At 61.5% G+C, this 20,085-nt stretch carries 17 protein-coding genes; 13 read left to right on the top strand and 4 right to left on the bottom strand.

Translation table 11 applies throughout. From position 1 onward, the window contains the following. Positions 1 to 99 precede the first annotated feature (99 nt). Positions 100 to 2,709 carry a hypothetical protein gene (locus QMO82_RS07630; RefSeq protein WP_183609728.1) on the top strand — a complete coding sequence of 870 codons (2,610 nt, stop codon included), beginning with the start codon at positions 100 to 102 and terminating at the stop codon, positions 2,707 to 2,709. Positions 2,710 to 2,937: 228 nt separating this feature from the next. Here QMO82_RS07630 and QMO82_RS07625 read toward each other — a convergent pair whose 3' ends face one another. Continuing rightward, positions 2,938 to 3,273 (bottom strand): hypothetical protein, encoded by a 336-nt coding sequence (locus QMO82_RS07625; RefSeq protein WP_246718391.1) that lies wholly within the window; start codon positions 3,271 to 3,273, stop codon positions 2,938 to 2,940. A gap of 25 nt (positions 3,274 to 3,298) precedes the next feature. Here QMO82_RS07625 and QMO82_RS07620 point away from each other — a divergent pair, with 25 nt between their 5' ends. The 12 genes from QMO82_RS07620 (at position 3,299) to QMO82_RS07565 (ending at position 13,834) form a co-directional block, all read left to right on the top strand. Then, positions 3,299 to 5,839, top strand: a complete 2,541-nt coding sequence (locus QMO82_RS07620) for a hypothetical protein (protein WP_246718392.1) — start codon at positions 3,299 to 3,301, stop codon at positions 5,837 to 5,839. A gap of 300 nt (positions 5,840 to 6,139) precedes the next feature. Further along, positions 6,140 to 6,394, top strand: a complete 255-nt coding sequence (locus tag QMO82_RS07615; protein ID WP_097613974.1) for a hypothetical protein — start codon at positions 6,140 to 6,142, stop codon at positions 6,392 to 6,394. Positions 6,395 to 6,445: 51 nt separating this feature from the next. Continuing rightward, complete coding sequence (locus QMO82_RS07610; RefSeq protein WP_183609730.1) at positions 6,446 to 6,922, top strand: hypothetical protein; 477 nt, start codon at positions 6,446 to 6,448, stop codon at positions 6,920 to 6,922. Then, entirely contained in the window at positions 6,919 to 7,749 is an 831-nt protein-coding gene (sctJ, locus tag QMO82_RS07605; RefSeq protein WP_183609731.1) for a type III secretion system inner membrane ring lipoprotein SctJ, read from the top strand. Before QMO82_RS07610 ends, sctJ begins: the two co-directional genes overlap by 4 nt. A 2-nt stretch (positions 7,750 to 7,751) precedes the next feature. Further along, positions 7,752 to 8,378: a hypothetical protein gene (locus QMO82_RS07600; protein ID WP_183609732.1), complete on the top strand. Its 627-nt coding sequence runs from the start codon at positions 7,752 to 7,754 to the stop codon at positions 8,376 to 8,378. Continuing rightward, positions 8,375 to 8,938 (top strand): type III secretion system stator protein SctL, encoded by a 564-nt coding sequence (sctL, locus tag QMO82_RS07595; RefSeq protein ID WP_183609733.1) that lies wholly within the window; start codon positions 8,375 to 8,377, stop codon positions 8,936 to 8,938. Before QMO82_RS07600 ends, sctL begins: the two co-directional genes overlap by 4 nt. After that, positions 8,931 to 10,250 (top strand): FliI/YscN family ATPase, encoded by a 1,320-nt coding sequence (locus QMO82_RS07590; protein ID WP_183609734.1) that lies wholly within the window; start codon positions 8,931 to 8,933, stop codon positions 10,248 to 10,250. The genes sctL and QMO82_RS07590 overlap by 8 nt, the downstream gene beginning before the upstream one ends. Further along, positions 10,247 to 11,266, top strand: coding sequence for a type III secretion system cytoplasmic ring protein SctQ (gene sctQ / locus QMO82_RS07585; RefSeq protein ID WP_183609735.1), 1,020 nt, complete (start codon positions 10,247 to 10,249; stop codon positions 11,264 to 11,266). Before QMO82_RS07590 ends, sctQ begins: the two co-directional genes overlap by 4 nt. Next, positions 11,266 to 11,919 (top strand): type III secretion system export apparatus subunit SctR, encoded by a 654-nt coding sequence (gene sctR, locus QMO82_RS07580; RefSeq protein WP_183609736.1) that lies wholly within the window; start codon positions 11,266 to 11,268, stop codon positions 11,917 to 11,919. The genes sctQ and sctR overlap by 1 nt, the downstream gene beginning before the upstream one ends. Positions 11,920 to 11,960: 41 nt before the next feature. After that, positions 11,961 to 12,230 carry a flagellar biosynthetic protein FliQ gene (locus QMO82_RS07575; RefSeq protein ID WP_183609737.1) on the top strand — a complete coding sequence of 90 codons (270 nt, stop codon included), beginning with the start codon at positions 11,961 to 11,963 and terminating at the stop codon, positions 12,228 to 12,230. A 10-nt stretch (positions 12,231 to 12,240) separates the two neighbouring features. Further along, positions 12,241 to 13,050, top strand: coding sequence for an EscT/YscT/HrcT family type III secretion system export apparatus protein (locus QMO82_RS07570; RefSeq protein ID WP_183609738.1), 810 nt, complete (start codon positions 12,241 to 12,243; stop codon positions 13,048 to 13,050). Further along, a complete protein-coding gene (locus QMO82_RS07565) occupies positions 13,037 to 13,834 on the top strand; it encodes an EscU/YscU/HrcU family type III secretion system export apparatus switch protein (RefSeq protein WP_183609739.1) in 798 nt (265 codons plus the stop codon). Before QMO82_RS07570 ends, QMO82_RS07565 begins: the two co-directional genes overlap by 14 nt. 49 nt (positions 13,835 to 13,883) lie before the next feature. Here QMO82_RS07565 and QMO82_RS07560 read toward each other — a convergent pair whose 3' ends face one another. The 3 genes from QMO82_RS07560 to QMO82_RS07550 are packed head-to-tail and all read right to left on the bottom strand — an operon-like array spanning position 13,884 to position 20,063. Continuing rightward, a complete protein-coding gene (locus QMO82_RS07560; protein WP_183609740.1) occupies positions 13,884 to 14,873 on the bottom strand; it encodes a pectate lyase in 990 nt (329 codons plus the stop codon). Between the two features lie 58 nt (positions 14,874 to 14,931). Beyond that, positions 14,932 to 18,093, bottom strand: a complete 3,162-nt coding sequence (locus tag QMO82_RS07555; RefSeq protein ID WP_183609741.1) for a hypothetical protein — start codon at positions 18,091 to 18,093, stop codon at positions 14,932 to 14,934. Positions 18,094 to 18,125: 32 nt separating this feature from the next. Next, the gene (locus tag QMO82_RS07550; RefSeq protein WP_183609742.1) at positions 18,126 to 20,063 is read right to left on the bottom strand and encodes a flagellar biosynthesis protein FlhA; all 1,938 of its coding nucleotides are present in this window, start codon (positions 20,061 to 20,063) and stop codon (positions 18,126 to 18,128) included. Positions 20,064 to 20,085: the final 22 nt, after the last annotated feature.

Below are 20,085 nucleotides of genomic sequence, written 5' to 3'. Positions count from 1 at the left end.
ACCGGATACATCGAGCGTGTCACATAACTGAAAAACTTCTGACCTAACGAGGCTAGCGGGACCCGCCGCGTGTGGCCGTCGATCAGGAGTGATGAGATCATGTTGGAACGCGTTGGCAGCGGATCGAAAGAGGTTGCCCCCCTGGTCGTGGACCTTGGCCAGAAGGACGTGACCGGCCGTTCTGCCTCGTCGAAAACCATCGACGCCAGCGAAATACGCAAGATCGCTCCGACCGGCGACGGGCAGGCGATCGACATCTCCGTCGCGCATTTGGGTTTCGTCGGGTCTAGGCCGATCAAAAGTGACGGCTCCGCGATACTGGTTGATGCAAAGGCCAGCACGACTGAAACCGGCCCGGCCGCCGACCTCAAGATCGACGTGGACGGCTTGACGAAGGTTGCGGCGTCGGAGTTCGGCAGCACCGTCCCCAACAATATCACTCACCTGTTCAACCCGACCATCCAGGCGATGGCCAACCAGTTTTACGGGGGAGACAGCGCCGAAGTCCGCGACAGGTTCAAGGCCGACGTCAAGGCGCTTCTCGGTCCGCTGCTCGACAAGATCGGCGCGGGAGAGGTCGGCCAGGCTGACCTCGGCGGCCTTCTGGAGCGCCTGACGTCGCAATTGACGGCACCCGGCGGCAAGGAGGTCTGGGGCTATCGTCATGCGGTGCAGACCGCCCTCGAAGGGCTCGTCATGGGCGCCAGCCTCGTCTCGAAGCTGCCGGCCAATGCCGAATGGGACAAGAACCTCTCGCCGCTGCCCTCCAGCAATCTCGCCAGCTATTCGTTCAACGACGTCATGGCGGCGATCATGATCGGCACCGGCCTGGCCGGCAAGGGGATCGCCGCCAACGGCTCCGAGGGCGCTCGCTTCTTCGCAGGCAGCGGTGGCGATGCCTGGATCGCCGAGCGCATGTTCGGCACCAAGGACAATGGCTGGAGCAAGACCATCCAGGCTCTCGACCTGCCCTATATCGACAGCGAATATCTGACATCGAGCCTCAAGAAAATGGAGCTTGTCATGTCGGGCTCGGATGCCACCGAGCCGGTCGTGGAGCGGCCGATCGACGATAACGACATCCTGGAAAGCAAGGTGCTGCGTGGCTATGCTCCGTCGACCGCCTATGAGCCGACGCTGAAGAAGCTCGACGAACTCAAATACGGCATTCTCGGCGACGCTGTGAAGGACGTGAACCGGGAATTCGTCGCACCCGACAGTATGGACCATCTCGACCAGCTGACGCCGGAGCAGAAAGCGACGCTGCTTTACGATCTCATCGAGATCAAGCAGCAGTTCAACGGCTATATGAACCAGTATGGCGACAGCGTGCCCGACGGCGAGCGTGTCGGCAAGGACCTCGACGCGCGGATCGAAAAGCTGACGGCCGATCCTGCGACGCAGCAGCATCTCTCGGACATATTCGCCAGCGGCATGAAAGAATATCTGCAGCGCCCGGAGAATTCCGATCTGCTCACCAACATCGAAGACGCCTATCTGATCGATATCGGCGGCGGCAAGGCGATCGACCGGGCGCTCAGCGCCGGCAAGAGCTTCGACGACGCCCTGAAGGATTATTATTCCGAGCTCAACACGCTCGTCGATCTCCTGCCTCAGGATTATATCGATGCGCATCTTGGCGCCGCGAACGTCACCTTCTCGAACCTCATCAAGGAACATTATATCGGCGACGGCCGGGGCGTTGATCTCCAGCCGCTGCTGTCGGGGCCGGATGACACCTTCGTGCCCGGCGCGACGAACGACGCCATCAGCCAATTGGCAAACCAGTTCGCCCAGGATTTCATCAGCAAAAACGGCCCGGCGGATGGCGGCGAGACACTGAAACAGAACCTGGCACAGGACATAGCACGCGACGTCGACGGTGTTTTGCGTATGGTGCGCGGCGGCATGAAGCTCGACGACGCGGTCCTCTCCTTCAAGGATTCGCTCGATCTGCCGCGTCAGACCCGGACACCCGCCGGCATCGATGCCGAGGTGTACAAGGCCGGCCTCGTCCATGCCGTCCAGATGCTCAGCATGTCGAGCGTGCTGGTGGCGCGCGGCCTGGGCGTGGGCAAGTGGACGTCGACCGATATCGCGGCCGCGGTCGGCTCGGCGACGCAGATCGTCGGCATGACGATGGAAGGACTGGGCAAGAACCTCGACGTTGCCGGCAAGCCGTTCAGCGCCTTCGGCAATGAGCCCGGCAGTTGGGGCAAGGGCATCTCCATGAGCTTCTCGCCCAAGACGATGGAAGCGGCGGGCAAGATCCTCGGCGCGGCCGGCGGCCTCGCTATGGCCGGCCTCGGTTTCTACTCGGCATCGCGGTCGATGAAGGCCGGCGATCGCGCCAAGGGCGCGCTCGAAATCATCGGCGGGATTGCCGGCACCGGCAACGCGCTCATCGGCTTCTCCGAGGCGATGCTCTATCTCACCAACGCCATGTCCCGCGCCTTCTCAGGCCTCGGAACCGTGGCGCCCGAAGTGATGACCATCTTCAGCAACGCCGCCAAAGCCGGCCTTGCCGCGGCCGGATTGGTCACCGGCCTCGTTGCCTCAGGCGTCGGGCTGGCGCTCGGCCTGTGGGATATGGCCAACGGCGTGAAGAAGCTCGACGAGACGGAAAAGAAGCTGAACGAGAAGCTCGAGCGGTACACGGGCGAGTCCGTGCACCTCGAGTTCCGGCCGGACCCATCGTTCATCTGGTAAAGGCATATTCGCGGCATGCGTCGGCGACAACGATGATGGCCGCCTCCCCGGCAAAGTCGGGGAAACGCCCCTGTGATCTCAAGTCAAAGGCGATCTTTCCGGCCTTCCCGCTGGGGAGAGCCCGCGCATTTCTGCGCCGTCGATCTCCCCGCGTCATGCTGCCGCATTTTTATGCAACCTCGTTGTCGCGACCGGTCTTGAATTATCGCGCAAAGGTCGTTCTTATACTTAACTTGGGGTAAACGACGTCATCCGCAAAAAGCGGAAAAGAAAACAAAGGGAACGCATGTCATCGATCGCGCCAGCATCCTTGGATACCGATACGGTTTCTTTTCTCCGGCTGAATGCCGATTCCAATTCGAAGACCGAAAGTTCCGCAAGCCAGGGCAAGACCACGAGCACCGCGATCAAGAAGACATCGCCTTTTACCTCTGGCGGCACGACGGCGGCAGGCCTGACGATTTTCTCGTCCACGTCGGCACAGACGACCAGCCCGAAGTTCGTTTCGCTCGCCGGCACCTCGAACGGCGATTCCAGCCCGACCGCGCCGATCCAGTCGGTCATCGATCTTCTGTTCAATTCCGATTTCATGAACGAGATCAACCAGGGCTTCATGGAAGGGCTGAAGGACAAGGACAAGTCCTTCGAAAGCATCGACGTCGTCAAAAACCCTCAGAACTATACCGCCGAGCAGAAATTGATCATGTATCTCGATCTGCTTCAGACCAAGGCGACCTTCGGCAAATACAAGGACAGCCTCGGTGACAACCAGCGCGGCATCTATAACGACCAGGAGATCCTGAAGGATCTCGACAAGTCGATCGCCATCCTCGGCTCGGACCCCGATGTCAACTCGCTGATGACCGAGAAGGCGCTGAAGGCCTTCAAGCTGATCTTCTCCGGTTATCGCGTCGCGCCGGCCGATACGAACAAGGACGCCGCCGAGATCATCGACGATACGATCACGCGCGATGAGAAGATGAAGGACCTGCGTCAAAAGGTCGAGAATGCCTTCGAGCACGACATCGTCAATGGCGGCCTGCTGAACGACGGCCTGAAATCCGGCAAGGACGTCACGACCATTCTCAAGGAATATAATGCCGCCCTCGGCTTTTATTCCATGGTGCTTCCCGACGATTTCGTGAAGCAGCGCTCGGCGACCGCCGACAAGGCCTATGCCGAATTCTTCGACAAGAACGTGCTGCCGACGATCTCCGATCCGACGACGGCGCTCGATGGCCTGATCCGGATGGGACTGGCGGGCGACAAGACCGAGCGGGAATTGAAGGGGCTGGGCTCCATCCTGCCGGTGGTGGATTCCGATCAATTGCTCGGGCCCGGCGGCAGCCTGTTTGCCGACCTCAAGATCGACCTGGACGGCTTGAAGAAGGTTGCGGCGTCGGAGTTCGGCAGCACCGTCCCCAACAATATCACCCACCTGTTCAACCCGACCATCCAGGCGATGGCCAACCAGTTTTACGGGGGAGACAGCGCCGAAGTCCGCGACAGGTTCAAGGCCGACGTCAAGGCGCCTCTCGGTCCGCTGCTCGATAAGATCGGCGCGGGAGAGGTCGGCCAGGCTGACCTCGGCGGCCTTCTGGAGCGCCTGACGTCGCAATTGACGGCACCCGGCGGCAAGGAGGTCTGGGGCTACCGTCACGCGGTGCAGACCGCTCTCGAAGGGCTCGTCATGGGCGCCAGCCTCGTCTCGAAGCTGCCGGCCAATCCAGAATGGGACAAGAGCGTCTCGCCGCTGCCCTCCAGCAATCTCGCCAGCTATTCGTTCAACGACGTCATGGCGGCGATCATGATCGGCACCGGCCTGGCCGGCAAGGGGATCGCCGCCAACGGCTCCGAGGGCGCTCGCTTCTTCGCAGGCAGCGGTGGCGATGCCTGGATCGCCGAGCGCATGTTCGGCAATAAGGACAATGGCTGGAGCAAGACCATCCAGGCTCTCGACCTGCCCTATATCGACAGCGAATATCTGACATCGAGCCTCAAGGAGATGGGGCTTTCCATGTCGGGGCTGATGAAGACGCTGATGCCGGGCACGGATGTGATCGATCCGATCATCATCGACGGCAAGACCGCCGAGGACGCGATCAAGAAGATCATCGCCCCGAGCCTGGATGCGCTGGCGGAGACCCTGTTCAAGGGCAATGCCGAAGCCATGACGCAATACAAGACCAATTTCACGACGATCTTCACCGCCCTCTGGGCGACGATGCGTCCGGGCGGCAGCGTCGAGACCATCAAGGCCGAACTTGGCAAGCTGATCGACAAGACCGCCACCGCAGCACCGGCAGGCGTCGATCCAGTCAAATACAAGGCGGCACTATCCTCCGGCGTGATGTCGGTGCTGACAGCCTCTCGTTCCATCTATGCGGGCCTCAACATGACCAGCCCGACCTGGGACAGCATCGGCGTCGTGGTTCTGCACGCCCTCGGCGCGCTGGCTCATATGGGCAGTGCGCTCGGCTCGGCGATCAAGGCCTCGAATTTTTCGCTGCTGGACGGGATCGGCTCGCTCGTCGGGGTTTCCGACGAACTGGCGCGGGCCCAGCGCAGCGTGCTTTCCGCCTTCTTCAAGAATACCGGGACGACGGTCGGCGCCGTTGCCGGCGTCGCCTGGCTTCCGATCGAATATTACCAGTTCCTTCAGGGGTTCACGAGCGGCAAGGGCGACCCGGTCGACCTCATTTTCATGGGCATCGGAACTGCGGCCGACACGATCGGCGCGATCGAAGGCCTGGCAGGCGTCGCCAATATGCTGGTGAATTCCACCTTCCTCGGACGCACCGGCGCAACGGTCGCCCTGGTCTCCGGCGGCTTCTCGTTCGCCTTCGCGGTCGCGGGCGCGGTGTCCTGGGCGGCCTGGTCGGGCTTTACCATCTACCAGAGCATCAAACAGGAAAAAGCCTTCCACAGGCAGACCGACATGATGAACGACATGCTCAAGCGCACGGTCAACGACACGGTCGGCATTTATGCCAAGAGCGGGCCGATCATCGGCGCCAAGGGCGGCGTCAGCCCGGCGCCTCGCGAACCGGGACAGCGCGAGCTGACACCTGAGAACTGGGACGCGATCACCGCCGATGTCGAGAAGCGCCGCGGTACGGCGGTGGGCTGATCCGGCTTTCGAAACAGCAAATATCTGGGTGTTCACAGGCCTGGTCGGTTTGACGCCGACCGGGCCTGTGAACATTCTCTGCAATGAATTGAAGTATAAATTTTATGCGCAATTTGGATATTCGCAGCGTATTCTGGATAGTAATTATCGATTTATAATATAGCAGGCGGCAAATTTACCTAAGAAGACCGTAAGTTCTAGAAATTAACCATCGGTTAAGTTTATACAATTGACCAGCGGTTTTTTTATCCATATCAAAACATGCATTCATTTTGATAATTCCTTGATGGAAGTGCTCATATGGCCGTAGATGCAGTGAATTCCGACCTGAACCTGGCGCCTGCCAATCCCGTCTCCGTCGAGCTGACGATCGACAAGAAAGATCCCACGAGCACCGGCAGCACGACGAAAAAGGTCGATCCGAACAGCGAGAGCGAGGTTCTCTCGGCGGCCGTGGACGCGTTTCTGCCGAGCATGATTTCCAACACCCTGATGCTGAACAATTCGCTTTTCAATTTCGCCAAGGAGGCGATCGACGAAGGCAGCGACGAGTAGCATTTTCCGTTCATCGTTTGCAGTTGACGTGTACCGAGTTGAGGAATTGCAATGAGTGGAGAAGAACTTTCCGGCCGCGCCTTTACGCCGCCCGTTGATGGTGTATCGACAGGCAATGTCCTGAAGACCGCGGAGATCGTGGCGGAGCGGATCGGGCGGCCGCCGACGGATCTCGTCGGCATCAGACCGAGCGAATTCGCATCAATTCCGAATACCCAGGGCCGCAAGATCGCGCCTGAATCCGATGCCATCGCGCCATCCTATTCGCCGGAAGGCAATACGAGGCCGTCCAGTATTCTCGACCGGCTGTCGGCATTCTTCATGCCCGTGGCCGGAAGCGGCCAGCCGGAGGCGCCGCTCGTGCGATTTGCGGGGGATAAGGGGCACAGCGGCACGAAGATCGAGGATATCGCCACATCGATCGACCGGCTGGAGAAATCACAGCAATTCGCCACCGGCACGACGCTGCTGTCGTCGCTCACCCAGTCGGTGATGTCGTCGTCCAAACGGCTGACGCAAGGCCAGTGAGCATCATGACTGCATCGACCCATGCAAGATCCTCGATCTCTTCGACCGCGCGCAAGGTCCTTCCAAAGACCGCCATGCTCGCCCTCTGTCTGTTCCTTGCCGCCTGCAGCCAGGACGTGCTGACGGGGCTCGACCAGCGCGATGCGCTGGATGCCCAGGTCCTGCTCGAACGCGCGGGGATCTCCGTCGCCATGAAGAGCGAAAAGGGCGGGACATATGCGATCACCGCCGATTCCGCTGATCACGCCCGGGCGATCGAACTGCTGGCGGGCGCCGGCCTGCCGCGCCGGTCGTTCGGAAATGTCGCCGAACTCTTTCCCGGCAACGGCTTCCTGGTGACGCCCTACGAACAGAAAGCCCGGATGAGCTACGCTATCGAGCAGCAGCTCGCGGAAACGCTTTCGGGGCTCGATGGTATTGCTTCGGCGCGCGTCCATGTGGTGCTGCCGGAGGAGAATGGTCGCGGGCTCATCAAGGAGAAGGCGAGGGCCGCAGCGGTGCTGCAATATCGACCCGGCGCCAATCTCAACGAGATCGACATGAAAAGCCGATCCGTTCTGGTCAACAGCATCCGCGACCTCTCCTATGAGGATGTCTCGGTGGTGGTCAGCCCCTGGTCGGAGGTCGGTGCGCAGCCGGCTCCGACGGCAACGGCAGCGCCCGTGCCGGCAGTAACCGTGACATCAGCACCCGCCGCCGCGCCGCTCTCGATGGTGCAAACTGCCCTCTCGGCTGTCAAAGGGCCCAATCTGGCGGTGATCGGCGCCATCATCCTCGCTATCGGCGCATGCCTGCTGCTGCTATTGCCGCAGCGGAAGGAGCGCTGAGCATGCGCGCGCCGCGTTCCGACGGCGAGGCGATCTCGAATGCGGCAAAGCTCCGCAAGGCAGCGCTGCTCTCCGCGGATATCCCGACGGCCGCCCGATGGGGTGAGATCGGGCCGCTCTTTGCTGGTGGGGCGTCTCTGTCGCCTCGGCTGCATCGGCGGCTTTTCACTGCGATCGCGGAAGCCCATGGCGATCCCGCCACCTTTCCCGACGGCGTCCGCCGCCTGATTTCCATGAGCGCGGGCGAACGCGCAAAGGCAGCACTCCGGGCGGGCCTCGCCTATCATCTCGCAGCCTTCTGTCCCGCGGTCGATCGCCCGACCCTTGCCAAACTCAAGGCTGCCTACGGCGAGCAAGCGGTCGCATTCGCTCTCGGCCACGCCCACCTTTGCACGGCAACGCCGCCGCTCGATCTGCTGAGCCAAGAGGCAAGCCGTGTTGTCGAGGCCGATGGCTGGTCCATGCTGGCGCTTCTGGCAGACGAATATCGGATCTCCGCGGCCTGGCGGTCGGCGGGCTGGCGCGACATGGCCGAAGACGGTTCGGCCTCCCTCCTGAAAAGCCCGGCGCTCGCCCTGGCGGCGGCTGCCGTCAGCGAGGTCGCCATACAGGAAGGCGCCGGACGATGAGCTCGGTATTCGCAGGCCACGACCGCATCATTCCGGCAGAAAACTTCGGTCAGATCAGGGAGGCAGCGCAGATTCTGGCGGCCGCCCGCCAGGACGCCGCCCAGTCCCAGGCGACATTGGCAGCCGCCGGCGAGCAGGCCGCCCAACACGGCTACCGCGCCGGATTCGAGCAGGGCGTTCGTGACGCCGCCGCGCGGCTTGCCGCCTCGCTCGGAAAAGCCGAACAGGAAATTTCCAATCTCGACGGCTGGATCGAGACGGTGGTTCTGAAGTCGGTCGGATTGATCCTCGGATCGATGGAGGCCGACGAGCGGACGAGGCGATTGGTCCGTCACGCCATTTCCCAGACCGCCGGGGCCGAGGAGATCGCGCTGCACGTCGCCCCCGAAGATGCCGCCATGATGGCCCGGGCGATCGCGGATCTCGATCATCGCATCACCATCGAAGCGGATCCACTGATGTCTTCAGGCGAGATCGTCCTGGAGACGTCGGCGGGACGAAGCCAGATCGGCCTGAAGGACCAGCTCGCCGCCGTGATCGAGGCCCTCGTCCATGGTTGACGCGTTGCTTCGGATGGAGCGGACACTCGAACAGACGGACGTGCGGCGGCAGAGCGGCCGCGTGAAAAGTGTTTCGGGCTTGCTGGTGCGGGCGGTCATTCCTTCGGTGCGGATCGGCGAGCTTTGTGAACTGCATGAGCCGGGCAGAGGGCGCATCGGCCTTGGCGATGTCGTCGGCATCGACGGCGAGACGGCGCTTCTGTCGCTTCACGGCGAAACCCGCGGCATCTCCCAGCGCACGGAAGTCGTTCCGACCGGCCGGGAGCCGACCATTTCCGTCGGCAATTTCCTGCTCGGCGCGATCATCGACGCGCACGGCAATGTCCTGCGTCCTTCCGCCAACCCCGCCGGCGACGACGCCCGCTTCCTGCAGCCGCTCCATGGCCAGCCGGTCGATCCCCTGTCGCGCCGCCCCATCCGGCAGCCGTTTACGTCGGGAATTGCTGCCCTGGACGGGTTGCTGACCTGCGGGCAGGGCCAGCGCATCGGTATTTTCGGTGCGCCTGGCGCCGGCAAGTCGACGCTGGTGTCTGAGATCATCGCCAACAGCAATGCCGATGTGATCGTCTGCGCCCTGGTCGGCGAACGCGGACGCGAAGTCGGTGAATTCGTTGCCGGCAACATGCCCGAAAGCGTTCCGTCGAATGTGGCGCTGGTCGTCGCCACATCGGATCGCCCGGCGCTGGAGCGCTTCAAGGCGGTGATGACGGCAACGGCGATCGCCGAGCATTTTCGCGAGCAGGGAAAACATGTGCTGCTCGTCATCGACAGCGTCACCCGCATGGCCCGCGCCTTGCGCGAAGTGGGGCTGGCGGCCGGCGAACCGCCGGTGCGGCGTGGCTTTCCGCCCTCTGTCTTCGCCGTCCTGCCGCAAATCTTCGAGCGGGCCGGAAACAGTGCAAAAGGCACAATGACGGCTTTCTACACGGTCCTCGTCGAAGGCGAAGAGCAGGACGATCCGATCGCCGAAGAAACCAGATCGCTGCTGGATGGCCACATCGTGCTCTCAGACAAGATCGCCAGGGCGGGCAATTTTCCGGCGATCGACGTGCTGGCCAGCCGAAGCCGGACGATGAGCGCGGTGGTGAGCCGGAGCCATCGCCAGGCAGCCGACAGGCTGCGCGGCCTGCTTGCCCTCTATGACGAGGTGGAGTTGCTGATCCGCGTCGGCGAATATCGCCAAGGGCGCGATGCCGCCGTCGACGAAGCCGTCGCCAAACACGGCCTCATTCAGCGCTTCCTGTTTGACGGGAAGGGCAAGCCGCAGCCGTTCGGCGCCATCGTCGAAACGCTCGAGGAGCTTGTCCGATGAATATCGTTGCGTCCGCATGGCCCCGGTCATCGATGGCCGAGAGCTTCTTTTCCCGTTCCGGCACGATGATGCGGGCCGCCTGGCACATTCCGCTCCGGGAGCAACCCCTTTCCATTCGCCCTCTGTCCCCCGATATCGCGGCCGGGCGGATCGCCGATCCGGTCGCTGTTCTCTGCCGTATCGGCGAGCGGGAGCAGATGCTGGTCGCTTCGGCCGGAGCGCTGCGGTTGTTGGCCGAAAGGCTGGAACCGCTGCTCCTGTGGGAAAAACTGTCGCCGCATGAAAAGGCCGCAGTGATCGAACATCGGTTCGCCGAGGCCTTCGAGGCCGTCGAGAACAGGATCGGCATCGGCCTTTCGCTGTTGCAGATCGGCGCCGAACCGGAACCGGATTTCGCCGGCAATTTCGGCTTCGAAATCGGCTGGAACGGCATCAGTCTGCCCTTGAGCGGCCGCTTCGACGAGACTTTTCTTGGCGGGCTGGTCGGCTGGGCGAGCTGCCTGCCGCGCCGCACCCTCGATTCCCTGACGACGACGGTCAGCATCCGGCGCGGTTATGCCGTGCTGTCGGTCGGTGAGATCAAATCCCTGCGACTGGGTGACGGCATCGTCATCGACGGGGCGGCGACAGCGACCGTCATCGCGGTCACCGGTGAACGTTACCTTGCAACCTGCATGCGATCGGACAAAGGCGCGGTCCTCGCCGAACCGCTCCTGTCGACGCCAACCGGACCAATGAGGCATTTCATGACGAATGAAACCGTCGATCAGGAATTGCAGGGCGAGCCGCGTCCGTCGCCTGTCGACAGCATCCCGATCAAGCTGGTCTTCGATGCCGGGCGGCTGGAGCTGCCGCTGCGGACGCTCGAGACGATCGGCGAAGGTTATGTGTTCCACCTCGACAGGCCATTGTCGGATGCCGTCGATATCATCGCCCAGGGCCGCGTCATCGGACGGGGTGAAATCATCTCCGTGGATGGATTGAGCGCCGTTCGCGTCACGGCGCTGCACGACTGATGGAACAGACCTTTCCTCTTGCCCAGAGCCTCGTGGCGATGGCGGCGATCTCGATGCTGCCGGTTATCGCCGTGATCGCGACGTCCTTCACCAAGATTTCGGTGGTCCTGCTGATCGTGCGCAATGCGATCGGCATCCAGCAGACGCCGCCGAATCTCCTGGTCTTCGCCATCGCCATCGTGCTCTCGGCATTCGTGATGAACCCGGTGCTGCAAAGCAGCTGGCAATTGCTGCTGGCCCATAGCGGCGATTTCGGCACGATCGGCGGCATGGCGGACGGTGTGGTCAAGGTGGCCGCCCCGCTCAAGGATTTCATGCTGAAGTTTTCCGATGCCGAGGTCCGCGACTTTTTCGTGCAGGCCTCGCAGAAGATCTGGGCGAACGCGCCGGTTACCCCCATTGCCTCCGACGACATCACCGTGCTGACGCCGAGCTTCCTCGTTTCGGAACTGACGCGGGCGTTCGAAATCGGATTTCTGATCTATCTGCCCTTTCTGATGATCGACTTCGCCGTCTCCGCCATCCTCGTGGCGCTCGGCATGCAGATGATGTCCCCGACCGTCGTTTCCACACCGCTCAAGCTGCTGCTGTTCGTCTCGATCGATGGCTGGCGGCGATTGCTGGAAGGTCTGGTGCTGTCCTATGCGCAGTGAGCATTCCGCCTTCACGCCAGCACCGGGAAAGGCTTGCCGTCATGGGTGAGGATCAGGTCTCAGCCGAAATCGGCATGTCTGTCATGGCGACGTTCGCCTTGGCCGGCCCCATTCTGGGCCTAGCGGCGCTTCTCGGCCTCGTCATCGCCATTTTCCAGGCCGCAACGCAGATCCAGGAACAGACCATCGCGCAAATCGTCAAGATTTTCGTGATCTCCATCACCCTGTTGCTGTTCGGCCGGGTGCTGGCAACGCCGCTGATCGAACATTCCGTTCATATCCTCAACGACTTCCCGACCATGGTTCAGTGAGGCGAGGCGGATGGGGCCGGATCATCTTCCGCTCGTCGGCATCGAGGTCGCGGCACCTGCCGCGGCGATGCTGGGTGCTGCCCGCGCGCTCGGGATCCTGCTGATCTTCCCGATCTTCTCGCTGTTCAGCATCGTCGGCATTCTGCGTTTCGGCCTTGCGATCGGCCTTTCGGCGCCCTCCGTCGCCTTCGCCTATTCGGTGCTGGCTCTCGGGGATACGTCCTGGTTCGATCTCGCCGCTCTCTCGATCAAGGAACTCTGCTTCGGGGCGCTCATCGGCATGGGGCTCGGCATCCCCTTCTGGGCCGCCCAGGCGGCGGGCGACATGACCGATGTCTATCGCGGCGCCAATGCCGCCAATCTCTTCGACCAGATCAACGCGCTGGAAACCGCGCCGCTCGGTTCACTGATGATGTCGATTGCTCTGGTGATTTTCGTCAGCGCCGGCGGCATCATCGATCTGGTCGCGATTTTCTACAAATCCTTCGAGCTCTGGCCGCTCTTCACGCTGACGCCGGCCATGCCTGACGACCCGCTCGACATGATCCTCGGTGTTTTCGGCCGGCTCTTCAAGGCGGCCGGCTTGCTTGCCGCCCCGTTTATGATCGTCACCTGCGCGCTCGAATTTTCGCTGGCCTTCGTCGGCCGCTCGTCCAAACAGTTCCCGTTGAACGACAGCCTGCCCGCCATCAAAAACTTCGCGGTCATGGTCATTCTCGTCATCTACACGGCCTTCATCTCCAGCTATTTCCACGATCTCTGGGTCGATGGATTCAACGAGGTGAAAGCCATGCTGGAGGTGACCCATGGCCAAAAATGACGATACCGAGGAAAAAACCCTGCCGCCGAGCCGGGTGAAGCTCGATCGGCTCCGGCGCGAGGGCCAGGTTCCGCGCTCGAAGGAAATCCCGGTTGCGATCTCCGTCCTCGCCATCGCGGTCTATGTCACCTGGGAATTGCCGGGCATCCTCGAAGACTTCGCCCGCAGTTTCGATGCCGGCCTGCAGTCCGCCGCCCGGGCCGATCTCTCCGACGCCGTTACCGTCGGCTTGAGCAAAACCGGCGTGGCGCTGCTCGACCTCATCTGGCTGCCGCTGGCGATGGGGCTTGCCGCGACCATCGTGGTCTCGATCCTCGACGCGCAAGGCTTTCCTGTTTCGTTCAAGCATATGAGCTTCGATTTCACCCGTCTCAATCCGTTCGACGGCATCAAGCGGCTTTTTTCGCTCGCCAGCATCGCCGAGTTCCTCAAGGGGCTCGTCAAGTTTGTCTTGCTTGCCGCTGCCGGCGGCGGTGCGATCCTCTATTTCCTCAACGGCATTTTCTGGGCACCCCTTTGCGGAGAGGCATGTTCGCTATCCACCACAGCTCATCTGCTTGGCTCGATCCTCGTCATCGCCGCCGGCATCATGGTCGCGGCTGCCTTTTTCGATATCCGCATTTCGCGCGCACTGTTCAGGCACGAGCATCGTATGACCAAGACCGAAGCGCGGCGCGAATACAAGGACACCCAGGGCGATCCGAAGCTGAAGTCGGCGCGCAGACAGATCGGCGCGGAAATGCGCAGCAGCCCGCCGCGCAAGGAAGGGCCGGGCCGGCGATAAAGCGGAAGCTTGAGGTGCCCGCTCGATCTTCACGTTATAACCGGGCGTCTCAGACGCCTGACTGCTTGTCACCCACACGCGTCCAGTTCTTCACATTGTCCAGCGTGATATCGGACAGGAACCTCACGCTGGCAAGCGAGCTGTCGGTGCGGAAGACGTTGCTGCCGTTGGAGAACGCGCCGCCGTCGATGGTGACGTCGGCGTCGATCTGCTTGCCGCCATTGGTGCGCACGAGCGTGGTGAAGCCGTCTGCGACGAAATCCTTCAGATAGAACGTCGTGTCGGCATTGATCTGGAAGATCTTGTCGGTCGCGCCCTTGGCAGAGCCGCCGATAACGGTTACGTCGCCCGCGCTTTTCACCGTCAGCGCATCCTCGCCGACATTTTGCCAATTTACGTTTTCGAGGGTCGCGCCGCCATAGACGTGGATGCCGTCGGCGCCATTCTCGCCGAGATTGACATTCTTGAGCGTCGCGCCGTTCCTGAGAATGAAGATCGGCGATTGGGTTTCGGACTGGCCGCCATCGCCAAGCTTGGAAGAGGCCGTATAGGTCGCGCCCTTGCCGTCGAACACACCTCCATCCACGATGATCGGCTCGTTGACGACGATGACGTCGCCTTCTCCGGAGAGATCGGACTTTTCCGTCGTGGTCTCCGAGCTCTTGGTCTGCTTCTCGGCATTGTTTTCCGTCTTGTGGCCGGAGATCTCGTCAGGGGAAGAAGTGCCGTCCGTATTGTCCGACTTCTTGGAGTCGGACAGCCAGTTGATGAGCTTGCGCAGCACATCCTTGAGATCGGAATCCGTGCCGCTTTCCGGCGTCTCCCGAGACTTCGGCACATAGGAGGTCAGCATCGACGGGTTGCCGGAAAAATCGTCGAAGGGTGAGGTCTTGCGGGTCTGGCTGGTGGTGAAATCCGTGGTGTGGGTGCGGTTGGAGCCGATATCGATCTTGTTGCCGCCGCCATGACAGCCGGATTCGAGGTCGAAACGGGAGGTTCTGTCGAAGTCTATGGGCCTCTGTCCATCTACGCCATACATTGCATTCATCCCCTGCTGGTTTCTTCTGCTTCACATGTTCTGAAATTCGAGGTCGGCTTCACCACGGAGACCAGTCCGGCGGATTGACGGGCGGGCGCGGACCATTGAACAGGATCGGGTCGTCGAGAAGACGCTCCGTCTGGTCGCTCATCCTATTGGTGAGCTTATCGAATTCGCGGTCTTCCTTAATGTCCTGGTAGGCGACAATTCCCAACCAAGCCAAATTCGACACAAGACCGGCAACGCCAAGGACGGCGCTGAAGGAGGTTGAAAAGGACAAGGCGCCCGAAAGCTCCGGGATCGCAAACTGCAGCGCCTTGGATGCCGCACTGATGACGCCGCCGATACCAACGATGGAATCGGCGATCGTCGCAATTGAGTACATCGACAGCTCTATTCCGTCGGCGCCCTTCAGTCCGGCGGTGATCGTCCAGTAAAGGTCGAGCCCGATCCATGCGACCCCCACAGCTGCGCCGATCGTCGTTGCGGCCATCTTCAGCGTATCTGCAGCAAACATCGTCGATGCCTGCGCGTGCCAGGCCGCACCGTTGCCGAACATTTTGCCGATGTCTTCGATGGTCGAAAGGAAATGGCCGGTTCCGCTCAGAACCTTCGATGCGACGGACGTGCCGTAAAGAACGGTCGCCGCAAGCGCGTCCGGACTGTTGTTACGCCCGGTTCCTGAGCGATAGGCGACGACGGCGCCGTTCACCAGGGCATTTGCCGCGTCCATCAATGCATCGAAATATTTATTCTTTTCCACGCCGGGCGGAGGCGTAACCTCTACTTCCAGCTTTTGCCGCAACAGTTTTAAATTGGTGTCCAGATCACCACCGGGTTTGCCGATACCCCAAAGGGAGGTCACGATCGACATCACGTTGATCTGGAACTGCTGCTGCGCCGGCAGATTGTTTGCGAACAACTGGCCAGCCATGACCGAAAGCGCCGGACCGAAGATTGCCGCCAGTTTGTCGGCGCTGGAATTCGGGCTGAGGCTGGCGACGGCCTTGGGAGACGTGACTTCGAGGTCGCCCGCATTGTTTGCGACATAGTCCGTCAGCTTCGTCGAAGCGGTTCCAACGTCCTTGAAAGAGAAGGCGTCGAGCATGGACCTGTCCCAGGCGTGATCCTGGACCCCGAACATCTTGCTATCGACCGTCGCGTCCCCGCTTTGCGGATCATGCGTGCGCGTGTCGGTGATCGAGCGTCCTGCAAGCCCGGTCGCAGCCGCGATCATCGCGGAAATTTCGTTGTCGCTATAGGTATTGAGACCGGATTGCCGGACGAATTTTCCATCAGGACCCCGCGCCACCAGCGGCTGGTCGACCGTCGACGGCTGGGTCTGTGAAACCACTGCGCCGCCGTTGACAAGGGCGAGAACGGCATCCTTGACGGCCGCGGTAAACTCAGCCGCGTTTACGCCGGTCGGAATGTCCGCCCCGGAAAGAAGCTGGCCGATATTTCTTTCCAGATCCGCTGCGGAGATCTCCCCGCTCGCCATCCTGCTCCAAAGCGTGGGCAGGATCTCCATCACCTTGGCGGAGAAGGCGTCGGCAGCGGTCTTGTCATCGCCGAACAATTGGTTGGCTAGGAGTTTTACGGTCGGTTCGAAAAGCTCCATCTTGCCCGAGAGCCATTGCATCAGGCCGCCGTTGTAGAGATTGTCGCCGAAAACCGTCGCCGCAAGCCCGCTGTCGGTCACTGTCGGCAAGACACTGTCGAAGCCGTAGCTTCCTCTTACAGGATTCGGATCGATCACCGTCAGATCCGGCGCGCGATCCTTGACCAAGTCGGTCAGTTTGCCGGCAGCGGTTTTCACACTGTCGAAGCCGAAGGCCTGCGTGACCGCGCCGTCCCAAGCATGATTTTCGGCGCCGAACAGCGTCCGGTCGATCGTCGCCGTATGTGCGGGATCGGCATCGTAGCGACTTTCGCTGCTGCGGGCATTCATATCGGCACGCGAGCGGCCGGCCAAACCTGTCGCAGCGGCGATCATCGCCGAGATTTCATCGTCGGTATAGGTATTCAGGCCGGACTGGCGAACGAATTTGCCGTCGGCGACTCGCACCACGAGCGGCTGCTCGACATTTGCCGGCTGCGTCTGGGAGACGAGCGCCCCGCCCTGAATGAGAGCTATGACCGCTTCCTCGATGCTCGCCTTGTAATCGCCGGCATCGACACCTGACGGGATGGAGATTCCGTGTAGAAGCCGTTCAAAATTCCCCTGGAAGTCGGCTTCGGACATTTCCCCCTTGGCCATCTTCTCCCACAAGACGGGCAGAAGCTTCATGGCCTCGGCGGTAAAGGCGTCGACGGCGTCCTTGTTGTCGCCAAACATCTGATTGGCGAGCAGCTTCACCGTCGGCTCGAATAGGTCCATCCTGTCGGATAGCCCCTGCATCAGGTTGCTATCGTAAAGACCATCGCCAAACACGGTGGTCGCCAGCGCGCTATCCGGAACCGTCGGCAGGACGCTGCCAAGGCCGGGAATCTTGTCGAGAGCGGTGCCGTCCGCCGACGTGCTGGTCAGCAGTCCGTCAATGGCGGTCGGTACGGAAACATTGTCGAGGATGTTGGCCTGCAGGAAGTCGGAGTAGTTCTTCCGGGCCTCGGCTGATTTCGCCTTGAAATCGACGTCGGACAAAATTTGCGAGTAGAAGTATGTGGCAGCGGAATAGTTGTTGACCACATCCTTGAGGGACGTGCCGGCTGCCAGTTCATCCGTCAGCATTTTACCGCTGACGACATTGTCCTCGAAATGCTGCTTGAATGTCGCGTAGGCTTCCGGGTGCTGGCCCTCCGCGAACATTTCCCTGATTTCCTTGAACAGGCGTTGGCTCAGCTCCGTCCGAACATCCTTGTCGGCTTCCAGCGCGTTGATCGCCCTTTCGAAATCGGCCTTGATTTCATCATTGGTCCGAAGAACGACCCGGGACGTGGTTGCCGCATCGGCTCCATACCAGGAGTAATGCTCGCGAAGGGCTTCCTGATATCCGCCGTAATTTGCCTTGGACTGCAGGAGGTCGAGCAGCATGATGAGTTTCTGCTCCGCCGTATAGTTTGACGGTTTCTTGGCGACATCGACGCTTTCGAAGCTACGGTCGGCATTCTTGAACTCATCGACGAGACGCTTCGAGGCCTCGTCCTGAAGACTGTTGATCGCAGACATGTCCTCCTTGAGGAAGCCCGGATATAAAGCACTGGAGACGGAGTCCACCATTTCGATTTCCCCTCTTGGGCTGGACTAGACTGCTATGAGCTCGACTTTCGTTTTGATCCGGCAGAGTTCTGGAATTGTCCGACCTCTCCGACGGTTTCGATCGCGATATCCCTGTCGATTTCCTCCACCGCCAACACCGGAATGCGGCAGTTGTGGCGGATCATCAGCGCCTGGGTGAGAAGCCGAAGCTCGCCCGGCATGATAATGACGGGATCGAGCCCGCGCTCATTGGCGTCGGCCAAGGCAGCTCTGGTTTCCTCGGCGAGAAGACGCAATTTTTCGCCGATCTCGATCTTGTCCGCCGTTCGGCCCGTCTCTCCATAGGACCGGATGAAATGTTCCCAGTCGGAGGGAAGCATAAGTACCGGCAGCAGTCCGCGCCGGTCGAGAAGCCCGAAGGCGATCTGCTTGGAAAGCGCCCAACGCGCCTTTTCGGCCAGGGCATCCGGCTCATGATCGGTGCCGGCGTGCAGCATCACTTCCAGAAGTCCGCGCGGCTGGGAAAGCGTCACGCCGGAATCCAGCAGCCGCCGGACGACCGCGACCGTCAGCATCAGCGGGATCTGGGTGGCGACATCGATCGCCAGCTTACCGAGACGCGGTTCGAGGCTGCCCAGCCATTGCGCGGCGTCATCGACACTGAAAAGCGCGCCGATATGCCGGCGGACGATGCGCACGATGTCGTCGGCAATCTGTTCGTCCGATCGTTCAGGGCCGCACCTGATGAGCCCGGCAGGGACGTTTTCGACCTGAAGATGGATGAGATCCTCGGCCATGCGAGGATCGGCGTTGAATGTCGGCACCGTCACGGAGACGCCAACGGCGCGCGCCGCCATGCGGATACGCCCGTCCAACATCTCGCCGAGCCTCATGGCCTCGAGCCGCGCCAGCGTTTCCATGGAGACGGTGGCGACGACGGGATCGCCATATTTCGTCCTGTCGAGCGGATAGGATTTGGCGCTTTCCATCGCATTCGCCGCTCCGGCTGCAGGCTGGCCTGTGCGCCGGCGATGAACCACGAAGGCAAGGCCCGCCAGGCACAGGCCGATCGCGCCGAGCACGCTCGTCGGGAATCCGGGAACGAAGCCCGCGCATATCGTCAGCACTGCCGCAATCGCCAATGCGCGCGGTTCCCGGAAGAGTTCGCGGCCGATATCGCTGCCGAGGCTGCCGTTGCCGTCGTCGGACACGCGGGTCACGACGATGCCGGCGGAGACAGCCATGAGGATGGATGGGATCTGCGAGACCAGGCCGTCGCCGATCGACAGCAGCGTATAGAGATGGGCGGCCTCGGCAAAGCTCAGTCCCTTCTGGAAAATGCCGATCGCCAGGCCGCCGATGAGATTGACGGCGACGATCACCAGTCCGGCGACCGCATCGCCCTTGACGAACCGCATCGCGCCGTCCATCGCGCCGAAGAACTGGCTCTCCTGTTCGAGGTGCGCCCGGCGCTTCTGGGCGGCCTCCGCGCTGATATGGCCGTTACGCAGATCGCTGTCGATGGCGAGTTGCTTGCCCGGCATGGCGTCGAGGGTGAAACGTGCGCCGACTTCGGCGATACGCTCGGCGCCCTTCGTCACCACGATGAACTGCACCAGCGCCACGATCAGGAAAATGATCAGGCCGACGACGACGTTTCCCGAGACGACGAAATCGCCGAAGGCCATGATGATCTCGCCGGCATCGGCATCCGCAAGCACAAGCCGCGTCGAGGAAATCGTCAGGGCCAGCCGGAACAGCGTGCCGATCAGAATGACGGCGGGAAAGGTCGAGATTTCAAGAACGCTCTTCAGATAGGTCGTGGTGATCAGCACCACGAAGGCGAAGGAAAGATTGAAAGCGATCAGCACGTCCAGAACGATTGTCGGAAGCGGCAGCACCAGCATCGTCACGACGGAGGCGAAAAACACCGCAAGCAGCATGTCCGTGCGCTGCGCAAGCATGGCGATGGCGGATGACCTTACCTTCATGATCCGGCTTTCGACGCCATCG

This window comes from Rhizobium sp. BT04 (assembly GCF_030053135.1).
GTDB classification, from domain to species: Bacteria; Pseudomonadota; Alphaproteobacteria; order Rhizobiales; family Rhizobiaceae; genus Rhizobium; species Rhizobium binxianense.
This window is presented reverse-complemented; position numbering and strand designations above follow the sequence as displayed.